Source organism: Clostridium sp. (assembly GCF_032552055.1).
GTDB lineage: Bacteria > Bacillota > Clostridia > Clostridiales > Clostridiaceae > Clostridium.
Genome location: NZ_JAWGSV010000065.1, coordinates 1 through 13,850 on the forward strand (window position 1 = coordinate 1; position 13,850 = coordinate 13,850).

The following is a 13,850-nucleotide window of genomic DNA, read 5'->3' on the forward strand; positions in this document are numbered from 1 at the left end:
AAGCTGGTTCATATTTAAAATATTTCAGTTAGGTAGTTACACAATCAATTCATATAATAATTAAAGAGTCTATGCTTACAATTAATGCACTTTATTTTCAAAACTATTTTTCACTTTAAATAACATAAGTAATCAAAATGTAGATTATTTATTGAAACATAGATTACTATGAAAGAATTATAAATTAATTAATAAAAGGTCAAAACAAAAAAGCGCCGAAGCGCTTTATAAATAAATGGGGGATGGGACCTGCGTAAACAGGTTTTGTATCTACATTTATATTATTTACAAAAATAAAATTTCTATACAATAAAAATGAAAAATATTTTTTGTATAGAATATTTTTCATTATTAATTGATTAGAGGTAGATATAAACTATTTTATGCAATTAAATTTGATAATTATAACTCTATATCCATTGAATAGAAATTTTAATAGTGGTATTATAAATAAAAAGAAAACTTTAGAAAAGGTGGTATAAGAATGATAAGTTACAAGAGTTTAACTTGTTCTACAGCTGATGCTTTAGTTATATATTTATTAGAAAATAACTTAAAAGTATCAAATGAGGACTTAAATAAAAATATAAGTTTTGCAGAAGACAAAGGATTATTCAAAGGTAAGAGTGGAGAATCTTATTCATTTACTAGAACAGTTAATGATACTATTCAAACAGTATTATTAGTTGGATTAGGTAAGGAAGAAGATATAAATTTAGATAAGGTAAGAGAAGCAACAGGGAAGGCTATTAAAAAACTTAAAGAATTAGGAATTACAAATATATTCTTAAGAGTACCTCATACTGAAGCTATTAAGCTTGAAGAGTTAATTAAGGCTATGGCAACTTCAGCAGAGCTTGCAAATTATACATTTAATAAGTATAAGACTGATGCTAAAGAAGAAAAAGAATTAAATGTTTCAATTTCTAGATGTGGAGTTAAGGAAGCAACAAAGGAAATTGAAGATGCAATTAATGAAGGTGTTGAAGTAGCAAAGGGTATAATAATTGCAAGAAATTTAGTTAATGAACCTTCAAACGTTATTTATCCAGAAACATTAGCAGAGGCTGCAGTAAATGCTGGTAAAGAAAGTGGATTTGAAGTAGAAGTTCATGGAGTTGAAAAAATAAAAGCTTTAAAAATGGAAGCTTTCTATAATGTAGCTAAGGGATCTGTAAAGGAACCTAAGCTTATAGTTATGAGATATTTTGGAGACAAGGATAATAAGGAGAATGTTCTTGGATTAGTAGGTAAGGGATTAACTTATGATTCAGGTGGATATTCAATTAAGCCAACTACTGGTATGGTTGATATGAAATCAGATATGGGTGGTGCAGCTTCAGTTATTGGTGCATTATCTGTAATAGCTAAGAGAGGACTTAAGTTAAATGTAATTGCAGTTATAGCAGCATGTGAAAACTTAATTTCTGGAGATGCTTACAAGCCAGGAGAAGTAATAGGAAGTATGGCAGGAAAGACAATAGAAGTAGTTAATACAGATGCTGAAGGAAGATTAACTTTAGTAGATGCTGTTCATTATATAATTACTGAAGAAAAGGTTAATGAAGTTATAGATTTAGCTACATTAACAGGAGCAGCATTAGTTGCTCTAGGAGAAACTACTACAGCAGTAGTTACAAATAATGAAGGATTCTTTAATGAATTAAAATCTGCTTCAGAATATACTGGGGATAAGATGTGGCAATTACCTACTTTTGATGATTATAAGGAATTAATTAAATCTGATATTGCAGACTTAAAAAACAGTGGTGGAAGATTTGCTGGAACAATAACTGCAGGGTTATTTATAGAAGCATTCGTTCAAGATAAGCCATGGTTACATTTAGATATTGCTGGAACAGCTTGGACTTCAAAGAAGAGTAACTTAGGAGTTAAAGGTGGAACAGGAGCACCAGTTCATACATTATATGAATTAGCTAAGAGAAGAAGCAAGTAAAAATGAACGATGAATAATTTATAATTAAGGAAAATTACCTTGAGTAGTTTTATAGAATAATTAATTGAAGTTTGTTGAAAAATATAAGTAGAGATATTATTATCTCTACTTATTTATATTTTGCTTTCTTTTTCAGCTTCTTTTATAATCTCACAAATAAAATATAATTCATTGTCAGGAATTGATATGTTAAAAGTATCAATAATTGAATTAAAAGCTTTTTTAATTAGAGAAATATATATTTCATTTTTTTTCTTATAAGATGATATTTCTTCATTAGATGTTAAGACAAAATCTTTAAGTAAAATTCTTTCGATTACACATGAAATATGAATAAATATCTTACTAAGGCTAGAGGTAGCTATATCTATATTTAATTCAGTTTCTACAATGTTTATAAATTCAAGTATATGATATTTAATTTTATCCCCAGAAAGAATAGTTAGATATTTATTAACTGCATCACAAGTAATATCAATGGAGATTTCCTTTGTTATGCTCTTTATTATTTTATTTGATGAAGATTTCTCTTTTATTCCTAATATAGTTGAAAGCTTGCTAATTCCAGAATTAAGAAGGATATCTTCAAGAGATATAAATGGAATATCACTATTATTTGGATTTACACTACCTATTATTGCAAGGGCCCTTTTATCTACTGAAGTCTGTTTTATTATGTCTCTTAGTTTTTTCTTATTTTCTATGCTTAATGGTATTATCTCAACATTAAAAATATTATTGGTTTTTAATAAATCTTCAATACTTTTCTTTAGATAATTTGCAATTCCTTCACCAGAGTTACAAACAGTATAAATAACATTTTTTTTATTGATAGAAAGATAATTTTCTATTTTTTGGTTAAAAGAATAATTAAGCTTATTGTTTGCCCACAGCAAATCATGTAAGATATCTTCTAAATCATTTTTTAAAAATATAGATTTTCTTATAGCTTCTATAACTAGAAGTATGTTTATAGATTGCAATGTTACTACATTTATACCAGTCTCTTTTTTTATAGATTCATCTAAATTAGTTAGTGAGCCCATATCTGCAAAAAGAATTAATCCTCTTTTAAAACTTTTACCTTTTAATTTCTCAATTATTAATGAAAGTATATTACTTGGATTTTCAGTAAGAGGCATATCTACAGATAAAGCAAAGTTAATACTAAGCAAATCATTAGCTACATTTGCGATATCAGTTGCTACTGAGTCACCATGTGCAGCAATCATAACCCCTACAGGTTCAAAAATATCTTTTGATTTTAATGAATCGATTATTACCATAAGATTACTTAATTCTGAAGGTGGACAATAAATATTAAATCTTCCTTCTAATATTTTAATAAGTTTTTTTGATATGTTTTGAATTTCAGATGATATCTCACTTAATTCTAATGTAGTAGGAGTAGAATTAATATTAATATTATCATAATCTTTTAAGTTCTTAAGATATAATGCTAAAGCTATGTAGGAACTTTTATCTATAATTAGGTTTAAATCTTCATAGAGAATATCAGATAATGTAGAGGCTATTTCGGATATTTCATCATCTATAAAATCGGGGAATATATTTTCTAGAACAAAACTTTTAGCTATTAATTGGGTATAATCTGAAAAAGCTTTTTTTAGATCCTTATTTTCTTCAAATTGAGTATTAAAAAATTTTATAAAATCATATGATGGAGTATTAATATTTTTCTTATAATTCAATTTAGGTAAAAATCTATATTCATCTTTATCTAAAATAAGTTCTACTTTTTGTCTAGTTGATATGTCTATATTAGTAAGTGTATTACTAGTATATAGTGGTAATGACTCTTTAGTAATATATACCTTATCTAAATTGTTCATCTTACTATCGAGGTAAGCTCTTGCAACCGAAAGTTGAATATCACTAGATAGTTGTCCTATGTTTCCTTTAGGATTATAAATCATTAAATCCGAAAGACATTCCTTTGAAGCAATAATAGGCATATTTACTTTTCTAGCTTCATTGTCATAAAGGGAAGTTACTAACATAAGTTTTTCACTTAAACTTCTATCATTTAAGTTTGGTATTTTAACTATAGCAGGAATTCTTCTTATGAATGTTGTTAATAACATAGAGTTTGGATTTTCAGTAGTTGCTGCAATTATTAATACATTTGAAGTTCTTTCAGATGATACTTCACCAAGTCTTCTAAACTTCTTTTTATCTATATATAAGAAAAGCATCTCTTGACCTTCTGGAGGAAGTCTATGAATTTCATCTAAAAAGAGAACTCCATTATTAGCTTCTTCTATTAATCCTTTCTTATCAGATTCTGCACCAGTATAGGCACCCTTTACAGAACCAAAAAGTTGAGAAACTAATAAATTAGGGTTATTTGCATAATCTGCACAGTTAAAAACAACAAATGAAGAATCTTTCGAAAATACATTATTAATTAATCCATATTCATACATAAGCTCGGCAAAAAGGCTTTTACCTACACCAGACTCTCCTAGAAGTAATGTATGAAGCCCACCAGGATATAAAATTGATGATTTAGCTAGTTTTACAATAGACATAAGACTACTGTTTGCTCCAATTAATTTATTAAATGGATCTGTATCCTTCTTTTTTGGTAAAATAGAATCAAACTTAATATCATTTTCTTGAAGGTTAATTAATTCATTTAATGATAAACATTCAATTGATGAATCAAATAAATTCAAATTAAAAAGTTGTTCTAAATGATCTTTGTAAAAGTATTTTGTTGGTTTTCCTTTTATTTTTATTAGAATACCATCTTTGTGTAACTTATTTAAATCAGAAGATGCATTGTTTCTTAATATATCTAAATTTTCAGATATATCTAAAGAAGAGATTCCGATATAAGGATTATTTATTATATCTTCAGCAGTTAAATTCGAACAGAATTTATAAATATAGTTTCGTATCATTTCAATCCGTAACAATTATATCTACCTCCTTAAGTTATCTTTTTGGATTTTAAGCGCTACATTTTTAAACTTTTCTAAGGAATGTGAATAAAATTTATAATATGATTCGCAGAAGTAATTCAGATTACCTTTTTGATTTTCCTTATGTCTTCTACAACCACCTCTACAAAAATTAAGGTAAGCACAGTTTTTACATTTGTCATTTATATCTTTAGACGAATTAATAAAATTTAATGTGCTGCTATTTTTATGAATATCATCAAAGGAGTTTTCTAATATATTTCCAATACTGTAAGATTCATAAGTATAAAAATCGCAAGGATAAACTTCACCATTACTTTCTATAATATGCTGACATGAGCAGATTCCTTTCATTTCACAAGCCTCGTAATCTTTGTTAAAGAATAATCCTAAAATATTATCAAAAAGTCTTATACTTACGTATTTTCCAGACAATGTATCCTTGTACCAAAGATCAAAAAGATTAATTAAAAAATCACCGTATTGAGATGGTGTTATAGAGAAACTACTTAAATTCATCTGAGAGTTTTCTAATGGCTCTAAACAAGGAATAAATTGAAGGTAGTTAAAATTATTCTTTTTATAAAAATTATAGGTGGAATCAATTTTTTTGCATAAAGCAGAAGTAATAACTGTTAGTATATTATAGTCTACATTATATTTTTCCAATGTATGTATTCCATTCATTACTCTGTTAAATGAATCTTTATTTAAATGGTCGACTCTGTTTAGATTATGTAAATCTTTATTACCATCAAGGGAAATACCAATTAAAAAATTATTGTTACTAAAGAAAATTGCCCACTCATTATTAATTAATGTTCCGTTAGTTTGTAATGCGAAGGAGAAGCTTGTACCATTAAGGTTATTTATTCTTATATAATCTATAAGCTGCTTGTAGAAATCTATTCCTATAAGTAATGGCTCTCCACCTTGAAAGGCTATTGAACAATTACCACCATTACAATATTCAAAAACTCTATCTAATATTTTTTTTATAGTATCTTCCTTCATAAAGCCATAATCTCTTATTTCCCTTGCATCAGATATAGAGTTATAGAAACAATACTTACATTTTAAATTGCATTTACTTGAAGAAGGTTTAATCATCAAGCTTAAATTTTTTCTCATAAAAATCCTCCTTTTATATATCCAGAGCTTATGTAAAGGTTTTGATATATATACATATTAAAATGAATTAGTAAAAAAAACAAGTAAATCCATAATAATGATAATTAAATAAAATTTACAGGAGAGTATTGAAATAATATTATTAAAAGTATTTAAGAGATAAAATGAGTATTAATGAGTATTACTATGTAGAAAAAGTCTACTTTTTAAGAGTTGGCATGATAGTTGCTATTAATAAAGGCAAGAGGAGGATGGAAAAATGAATGAAATAGGAATTATATTAATTAGTCATGGTTACTTTGCAAAATATGCAATGGATAGTGCTGAAATGATTGTAGGAAAGCAAGAAAATTATAAAGTTATTTCAGTAACAGATGATAAAGATTTAGAGGATGTGCTGAAAGAACTTGAGGATTCTTACAAGATATTGAGTAAAGATAGAGAAGTTATTGTATTAGCAGATATATTTGGAGGAACACCTTGTAATGCTACTTCAAGACTGATATTAAATGGTGAAAATGTAGTTGCTTATACAGGATTTAATTTACCAGTTTTATTAGAATTACTATTAAATAGAGATAGACCTATAGATGAGATTAAGTCAAATCTAGAAAGGACATATAATGAAACTTTTATAGATATAAGTGAAATGGTTTTAAGTGAAGTAAAAGAAGAGGAAATAGTTTTATAGAAAATAAGGGGGAGATTTAATTGAGTATTAAATTAGTTAGAATTGATGACAGACTTATACATGGACAAGTTTGTTCAACTTGGATTGGAGACTACAATATAGAACAAGTACTTATTATAAATGACAAGGTTGCCAATGATCCAGTTCAAAAATCAGTAGTAGGGTTAGCAGCTCCTTCTGGAGTAAGAGTTTTAGTTTTTGGAGTAGATCAATTTATAGAAGTTATTAAGAAAAATCCTATTAAAAAGGCTACATTATTATTATTTACTACTTCTACAGATGTTTTAAAGGTAATGAAGGGTGGATTAGAAATAACAAAGTTAAACGCTGGAGGAATGAGATATAACGAAACAAGAAAGAGGTTAACAAAGTCTATTTCAGTAACGCCAGAAGAAGAAAATGCATTTAAGGAAATTATAAATATGGGGGTAGAAGTATTTATACAAATGGTTCCTAAAGATGATGTTATTTATATGAAAGATATTATATAAAAATTTATAAAGGGAGAGGATTATATGTTAATTAAAGCTATATTAGTTGCTGTCTGGGCTGGGATATGTGCTTGGGACCAATATGGACCACACTTAGGATTTAGAAAGCCTTTATTAGCAGGAGCTGTTACTGGACTTATTTTAGGGGATTTAAGACAAGGACTTATTATTGGAGCTACTTTAGAGTTAATGTGGTTAGGGGTAAATAACGTAGGAACTTATGTACCACCTGATGTTATTTCAGGATCAGTAGTTGGAGTAGCAATAGGGATTTTATCTGGTGGAGGAGAAGCAGCAGGAATAGCAATAGCAATACCAGTATCACTTTTAGTTCAACAACTTGATATGTTATGTAAGACGTTAAGTATATCTTTAGTGCACAAGGCAGATAAAATTGCTGAAACAGGAGATTTTGACAAGATAGACAAGCTACAGTATATGGGAGCAGGTCTTATATTTTTAAGCAGAGCATTTCCAACATTTATAGCAGTATTTTTAGGCGCTAGTGCAATTGATTCAATTATGGCATTTATACCAGCAAGTATAATGACAGGATTAACAGTAGCATCAAAAGTAATTCCTGCAGTTGGTATAGCGATGTTGTTAACTATGATGCTTAAAAAGAATATGTGGATGTTCTTAGTATTAGGATTTACTTTAACAACTTATTTAGGAATTCCAACACTAGCATTAGCGTTAATAGGTGCATGCTTTGCAGGAATATACGATTTAATAATGACTAAAAAGGAAAAAGAAGTTGCTGTAAATTCAATAACAGTAGAGGTTGATGATTCTGTAGAAGGAGGTTGGGATTTATAATGGCAAATTTAATTACTAAAAAAGAATTGAAAAAGGTATTTTGGAGATCGCAATTATGTCAAATGTCTCATAACTATGAAAGAATGCAAAGCTTAAGTACTGTATATATATTAAAACCAGTATTAAAGAAGTTATATAAAGATAAGTCAAAAGAAGAAAAAGTTAATGCAATGAAGAGACATTTAGAATATTTCAATACGCATCCAATAGCTATGCCATTTATCTTAGGGATAGTATCTGCTATGGAAGAGACAACTAATGAGGAACAAAAAGAATCAGTTATTGCAATGAAAACAAGTTTAATGGGACCTTTTGCTGGTATTGGCGATAGTTTACTTAACTTTACTTGGATGCCGATTGCAGGTTCTATAGGAGCAGCTTTCGCTTTAGATGGAAATATATTTGGAGCATTAATGATGTTTTTAATGATTAATCTTTTGTATTTTCCAATAAAGTATTATGGACTAACTAAAGGTTATTCAAAGGGAATAGAAGTATTAGGCAAAGAGGATAACGGTAAAGGGATATTTGATAGATTAGCAAATATGGCTAATGTGTTAGGAATAATAGTTGTTGGGGGTTTAATTGCAACAACTGTAAAGGCAACATTAGGAGTTCAAATATCAGCTGGAGAAAATCCACTTATGCTACAAGAGATGTTAGATAAAGTTATGCCTAACTTAATTCCGTTATTAGTTACTATTGTATGCTACTACTTATTAAAGAGGTCAAATGGAAAGAATGCAGTATGGATTATATTTGGAGTTTTAATTATAGCTGTAATTCTATCCATGCTAGGTATAATTGTTTAATTTAATTTTAGATATAAATCTCGGATAAACCGAGATTTATATCTATTAGAGAAATTTTAAATAGGAGGATATAAAATGAGAACAGTTGTAATATTAATGGATACTTTAAAAAGAGATATGATGGAAGTTTACAATAAAAACACCTGGGTAAGAACACCTAATATAACGAAATTCTCTAAGGAAGCTACTACTTTTGATAATCATTGGGTTGGATCTGCGCCATGTATGCCAGCAAGAAGAGATATACTTACAGGAAGACTAAATTTTTTAGAAAGATCTTGGGGGCCAATAGAGCCATTCGATATTACATTACCTGAAGTTTTAGCAGAAAAAGGTGTATTTAGTCATATAGTAACAGATCACCCTCACTATTTCAGGTTAGGTGGAGAGGGATATGTACAACAATTTACAACATGGGATTTTTATAGAGGTCAAGAGGGGGATCCATGGATATCTAGAATAGATGATCCAACATGTATGCCTAAAGATTATTATGGAAAGCTTAGAAGACAGTATCAATGGAATAGAACTAAGTGGGATAGACAAGAGGAAGAGTATCCTACTCCAAAGACTTTTAGTGCAGCCTGTGAGTGGTTAGAAGATAATAAGAATCATGATGACTTTTTCTTAATGGTAGAAACTTTCGATCCACATGAGCCTTTTGATGTACCAGATGAGTATATGGATATTTATGATTGTAAGTATGATGGACCTTATTTTGAAATACCAAATTATAAAGAAGTAGATGTTCCAGAGGATGCTTTAGAGTATATAAATAAAAGATATGCTGCATTACTTACAATGACAGACAATCATTTTGGAAGGTTAATTAAGAAATTGAAGGATTTAAATTTATATGATGATACATTAATTATAGTTACTACAGATCATGGATATTTCTTAGGAGAAAGAAATTATTTTGGTAAAAACTATATGCATATGTACAATGAACTAGCTCATATACCACTATTGGTAAGATTCCCAGAAGGAAAAATGGTTGGAGAAAGAGTGGATTTATTAACTCAAAATATAGATATTATGCCAACGGTTTTAGATTATTCTGATATAGATATTCCAAAAGATGTGCAAGGATTTTCTTGGAAAGATATAGTTGATGGAAAAGAATATAAAAGAGATTATGCATTATATGGATATCATGGAGTAGCTGTAAATATAACAGATGGAGACTATACATACTTTAGATCTCCTAACAAAGAAAATCAACCATGTTATGAATATACCTGCATTCCTACAACTATAAGAAAATATCTAGGAAAAGATAAGCAAGAAGAAATAGAGATGGGAAGATTTATTAGTAGAACAAATTATCCCGTTTATAAGATAAAGATTTATAATCCTTCAATTCTTGATAATGTAGAGAATGCATTAGAGTATACAAATGAAGATAAGCTATTTAATATCGTTGAAGATTATCAGCAAATAAAGTCTATAAAAAATAATGACTTAGAAGATAAATATAAGAAGCTTATGATTAGAGCATTAAAGGAAATGGATGCTCCAGAAGAGCAATTAGAAAGATTGAATTTAAAGTAGGAGGTATTTTATGAAGATAATTATTTCAGCAGATTATAAAAGTAAGGATTTTAAAGACTCTATAAAATTATATCTTATAGAAAATGGATACGAGGTAATAGATAAATCTCAAGGAAAAGATTTAGATTTCTATGAGTCTTCAAATTTAGTAGCAGAAGCTATTCTTAATCATGAAGGAGATAAGGGAATAGTTATAGATGAATATGGAACAGGGTCCTTTAATGTCTGTACTAAACATAAGGGAATAATTTGTGCACAAGTTGAAGATGAGCATTCTGCAAAAATGACTAGAGACCATAACAATACTTCAATAATAGCAATTGGGGCTAAGGTAACATCCATAGAAATTGCAAAGAAAATAGCAGAGAATTTTATTTTATCTAATTATTCTGGTGGAAGGCATCAAATAAGAATAGATATGTTAAACAAGATGGCATAGGAGGGGAAGAAATGATTATTTCAGTTGGTTGCGATCATATAGTAACAGAAGTTAAAGATAGTGTTGTAGAATATTTAAAATCTAAGGGGCATGAAGTTATAGATAATGGAACATATGACAAAGTAAGAACTCATTATCCTATCTATGGAAAGAAGACTGCAGAAAAAGTAGTTAATGGAGAAGCAGATTTAGGAATAGTAATTTGTGGAACAGGTGTTGGAATTACTAATTCAGCTGCCAAGATAAAGGGAGCCAGAGTATCATTAGTAAGAGATGTAGAAACTGCAAGATATTCAAAAGAAAATTTAGATATAAATATATTAGGATTTGGTGGAAGAATAACTGGTATTGGACTTATGGAAAATATTATAGATGTTTTTCTTGAAACAAAGTTTAATCCTACAGAAGAAAATAAGAAAATGGTAGAAAAGCTGAACAATATGATAGAAAAAGATTATGCAAATGGTGATGAACATTATTTTGATGAGTTTATTGAAAAGTGGGATAGGGGAGAATATCATGACTAGTATATTATCAACAAGAGAAATGTTGAAAAAAGCTCAAAGAGAGGGATATGCAGTACCAGCCTTTAATATTCATAACTTAGAAACATTAGAAGTAACTGTAGAAACAGCTGCAGAGCTAAAATCACCAGTAATATTAGCTGGAACTCCATCAACTATTGAATATGCAGGCGGAGAATTTATAGTAGCAATGGCAGAAGCAGCAGCTGAAAAATATAATATTCCAATTGCAATACACTTAGATCATTTTGAAGTAATAGATGAAATAAAGCACTTTGTTGACTTAGGATTTAAATCAACTATGATAGATGCCTCTCATGAGGCTTTTGAAGAAAATATAGAAATAGTTAAAAAAGTTGTTGAATATGCACACAAATACGATGCAACAGTAGAAGCAGAGCTTGGAAGATTAGGTGGACAAGAAGATGATTTAATAGTAGATGAAAAAGATACTAGGTATACTAATCCAAAGCAAGCAAAGGAATATGTAGAAAGAACAGGAATAGATTCACTAGCAGTAGCGATTGGAACAGCACATGGATTATATAATGGAGAAGCAAAGTTAGATTTAGATAGGCTAAAAGAAATAAGAGATATGGTAGATGTACCATTAGTATTACATGGAGCATCAGATGTACCAGATGAATTGGTTAAAAAAGCAATTTCTCTTGGAATATGTAAAGTAAATGTAGCAACTGACTTAAAGATTCCATTTTCAGATGCGGTAAAGAATTACTTTATAGAAAATCCTAATGCTAATGATCCAAGAAAGTATATGGCACCAGGAAAAGAAGCTATGAAAAAAGTAGTTGAACATAAAATTATAGTTTGTGGAAGCAATGGAAAAGCTTAATTATAAGGAGTTATTATGATACTAGTAGTTAATTTAAATGCGTCAGTAGATAAAAAGTATGTTATGGATGATTTAAATAAGGGATTAGTAATGAGAGCTAAGAGTGTTGAAAATACTCCAGGTGGTAAAGGGATTCACGTAGCAAATGTATCGACAATATTAAAAGAAGAATGTATAGTTACTGGATTTCTAGGTGGGAAAACAGGAGAGTTTATACACAACAAGCTAGAAGAGTATGGAATAAACCAAGACTTTATAAATATAAAAGGTGATACAAGAGAGTGCATAGCCATAATTACTGATGACTTAATTCAAACAGAAATTTTAGAGCCGGGTCCTGAAGTTACAGAGGAAGAGCAAAATAGCTTCATAGAGAAGTATAGTGAATTATTAGAAGAGGCTAATATAGTAGTAGCATCAGGAAGTGCTCCTAGAAATATACCTAAGGATTTTTATAAGAAGCTAATAGAGATAGCTAATAGTAAGAATAAAAAGTTTTTATTAGATACAAGTGGAGATTTACTTAGAGAAGGCATTGTAGGAAAGCCATTTTTTATTAAACCTAATAAGGATGAAATAGAGTTTTTAACTGGAAGAACTATAGAAAGTTATAAAGATGCTGTTAGGGAAATTAAAGAGTTTCATAAAATGGGTGTGGAGTTAGTTGCAATTTCATTAGGAGAGGAAGGATCAGTAATAGGTTATAAGAGTAAATATTATAAAGTAACGGTTCCTAAGATTAATGCTGTAAATCCAGTAGGATCAGGAGATTCATATGTAGCAGGTGCAGCAATAGGTCTCGAAAGAGGATATGAAATAGAACATGTCTTAAGGCTTGCATCTGCCTGTGGAACTGCAAACGCACTGGAAGAGGAGACGGGTTCGGTTAAATTAGATGTAGTTCAAGATTTATTAGATAAAGTAACTATTTCTATAATTGAAGATTAAACTTAATAATTGGTTATTATAGGAGGTTATTAGCGTGAGTGAAATAAAGAGTGACACAATTAGAGAATCTAAAATAGTAAAAGAAGAAGCTGTCTATAACTTTAAAAAAGAAGAAATGATATTAAGAGATTTTTTAGCTGCAGATAGAACATTGCTAGCAAATGAGAGGACATTGCTAGCTTATATTAGAACAGGAATTAGTCTTCTTGCAGTAGCAATATCATTAATAAAGTTATTCGATACTACAGCTACATATATATTAGGGATAATATTTATAATTTTAGGGTTAATGCCAATAGTTTTAGGATTGTATAGATATAAAACTATTAATAAAAAATTAAGGCATGTTATATATAAGTAGATATTAATGGATAAAAATAATAGGGATAACCTTCTAAAGAAAATATAAGAAGCTGGCGAATAATTGAAAATTAATAATATAATGCGCAATTGAGGAAGAAGTTACTGAAAGTAGTTTTAAAATAATAGAAAGTTAAGTGCTCTATTGGAAATGGTCTGACTTACGTACAGTTAGCATTAATATTATTTAATAGATTAAAGAAAGGTCTAAAGGCTTTAGTACATGAAGTTATGTAAATTAAAAGTAATAATATTCACTATATTAAATATATAGGATAATTAATAACATATTGCAGCTTAAATTAGTAGCAATGTGTTATTTT

Annotated in this window: 13 protein-coding genes; 11 read left to right on the forward strand and 2 right to left on the reverse strand. The window is 28.9% G+C overall.

Annotated features, from left to right (window positions below):
• Positions 1–484: 484 nt before the first annotated feature.
• Entirely contained in the window at positions 485–1,957 is a 1,473-nt protein-coding gene (locus tag E6248_RS06480; protein WP_316339998.1) for a leucyl aminopeptidase, read from the forward strand.
• Positions 1,958–2,070: 113 nt separating this feature from the next.
• Here the strand turns inward: E6248_RS06480 and E6248_RS06485 are convergent, their stop codons facing one another.
• Both E6248_RS06485 and E6248_RS06490 read right to left on the reverse strand, forming a co-directional pair.
• On the reverse strand, positions 2,071–4,899 hold the full coding sequence (locus E6248_RS06485) for a sigma 54-interacting transcriptional regulator (protein ID WP_316339999.1): 2,829 nt from the start codon (positions 4,897–4,899) through the stop codon (positions 2,071–2,073).
• Between the two features lie 6 nt (positions 4,900–4,905).
• Positions 4,906–6,036 carry an anaerobic sulfatase maturase gene (locus E6248_RS06490; protein ID WP_316340000.1) on the reverse strand — a complete coding sequence of 377 codons (1,131 nt, stop codon included), beginning with the start codon at positions 6,034–6,036 and terminating at the stop codon, positions 4,906–4,908.
• 259 nt (positions 6,037–6,295) lie between these two features.
• Here E6248_RS06490 and E6248_RS06495 point away from each other — a divergent pair, with 259 nt between their 5' ends.
• From E6248_RS06495 to E6248_RS06540, 10 genes are all read left to right on the forward strand, one after another.
• Positions 6,296–6,727 (forward strand): PTS mannose/fructose/sorbose family IIA subunit, encoded by a 432-nt coding sequence (locus E6248_RS06495; RefSeq protein WP_316340001.1) that lies wholly within the window; start codon positions 6,296–6,298, stop codon positions 6,725–6,727.
• Positions 6,728–6,747: 20 nt separating this feature from the next.
• Entirely contained in the window at positions 6,748–7,218 is a 471-nt protein-coding gene (locus E6248_RS06500; protein ID WP_316340002.1) for a PTS sugar transporter subunit IIB, read from the forward strand.
• Between the two features lie 24 nt (positions 7,219–7,242).
• On the forward strand, positions 7,243–8,037 hold the full coding sequence (locus E6248_RS06505; protein WP_316340003.1) for a PTS sugar transporter subunit IIC: 795 nt from the start codon (positions 7,243–7,245) through the stop codon (positions 8,035–8,037).
• Positions 8,037–8,849: a PTS system mannose/fructose/sorbose family transporter subunit IID gene (locus tag E6248_RS06510; RefSeq protein WP_316340004.1), complete on the forward strand. Its 813-nt coding sequence runs from the start codon at positions 8,037–8,039 to the stop codon at positions 8,847–8,849. Before E6248_RS06505 ends, E6248_RS06510 begins: the two co-directional genes overlap by 1 nt.
• A gap of 75 nt (positions 8,850–8,924) precedes the next feature.
• Complete coding sequence (locus E6248_RS06515; RefSeq protein WP_316340005.1) at positions 8,925–10,403, forward strand: sulfatase; 1,479 nt, start codon at positions 8,925–8,927, stop codon at positions 10,401–10,403.
• 10 nt (positions 10,404–10,413) lie between these two features.
• On the forward strand, positions 10,414–10,842 hold the full coding sequence (lacA, locus tag E6248_RS06520; RefSeq protein WP_316340006.1) for a galactose-6-phosphate isomerase subunit LacA: 429 nt from the start codon (positions 10,414–10,416) through the stop codon (positions 10,840–10,842).
• Positions 10,843–10,853: 11 nt separating this feature from the next.
• The gene (lacB, locus tag E6248_RS06525) at positions 10,854–11,369 is read left to right on the forward strand and encodes a galactose-6-phosphate isomerase subunit LacB (protein WP_316340007.1); all 516 of its coding nucleotides are present in this window, start codon (positions 10,854–10,856) and stop codon (positions 11,367–11,369) included.
• Positions 11,362–12,219: a tagatose bisphosphate family class II aldolase gene (locus E6248_RS06530; RefSeq protein WP_316340008.1), complete on the forward strand. Its 858-nt coding sequence runs from the start codon at positions 11,362–11,364 to the stop codon at positions 12,217–12,219. The genes lacB and E6248_RS06530 overlap by 8 nt, the downstream gene beginning before the upstream one ends.
• 15 nt (positions 12,220–12,234) lie before the next feature.
• The gene (gene pfkB, locus E6248_RS06535) at positions 12,235–13,167 is read left to right on the forward strand and encodes a 1-phosphofructokinase (protein ID WP_316340009.1); all 933 of its coding nucleotides are present in this window, start codon (positions 12,235–12,237) and stop codon (positions 13,165–13,167) included.
• A 34-nt stretch (positions 13,168–13,201) separates the two neighbouring features.
• Positions 13,202–13,528, forward strand: coding sequence for a DUF202 domain-containing protein (locus tag E6248_RS06540; RefSeq protein WP_316340010.1), 327 nt, complete (start codon positions 13,202–13,204; stop codon positions 13,526–13,528).
• Positions 13,529–13,850 lie beyond the last annotated feature (322 nt).

Bases quoted from the DNA above. Each gene is read 5' to 3' on its own strand.
- E6248_RS06480 (WP_316339998.1), top strand. From the start codon at position 485: ATGATAAGTTACAAGAGTTTAACTTGTTCTACAGCTGATGCTTTAGTT.
- E6248_RS06490 (WP_316340000.1), bottom strand. From the start codon at position 6,036: ATGAGAAAAAATTTAAGCTTGATGATTAAACCTTCTTCAAGTAAATGC.
- E6248_RS06495 (WP_316340001.1), top strand. From the start codon at position 6,296: ATGAATGAAATAGGAATTATATTAATTAGTCATGGTTACTTTGCAAAA.
- E6248_RS06505 (WP_316340003.1), top strand. From the start codon at position 7,243: ATGTTAATTAAAGCTATATTAGTTGCTGTCTGGGCTGGGATATGTGCT.
- E6248_RS06510 (WP_316340004.1), top strand. From the start codon at position 8,037: ATGGCAAATTTAATTACTAAAAAAGAATTGAAAAAGGTATTTTGGAGA.
- E6248_RS06515 (WP_316340005.1), top strand. From the start codon at position 8,925: ATGAGAACAGTTGTAATATTAATGGATACTTTAAAAAGAGATATGATG.
- lacA (WP_316340006.1), top strand. From the start codon at position 10,414: ATGAAGATAATTATTTCAGCAGATTATAAAAGTAAGGATTTTAAAGAC.
- lacB (WP_316340007.1), top strand. From the start codon at position 10,854: ATGATTATTTCAGTTGGTTGCGATCATATAGTAACAGAAGTTAAAGAT.
- E6248_RS06530 (WP_316340008.1), top strand. From the start codon at position 11,362: ATGACTAGTATATTATCAACAAGAGAAATGTTGAAAAAAGCTCAAAGA.
- pfkB (WP_316340009.1), top strand. From the start codon at position 12,235: ATGATACTAGTAGTTAATTTAAATGCGTCAGTAGATAAAAAGTATGTT.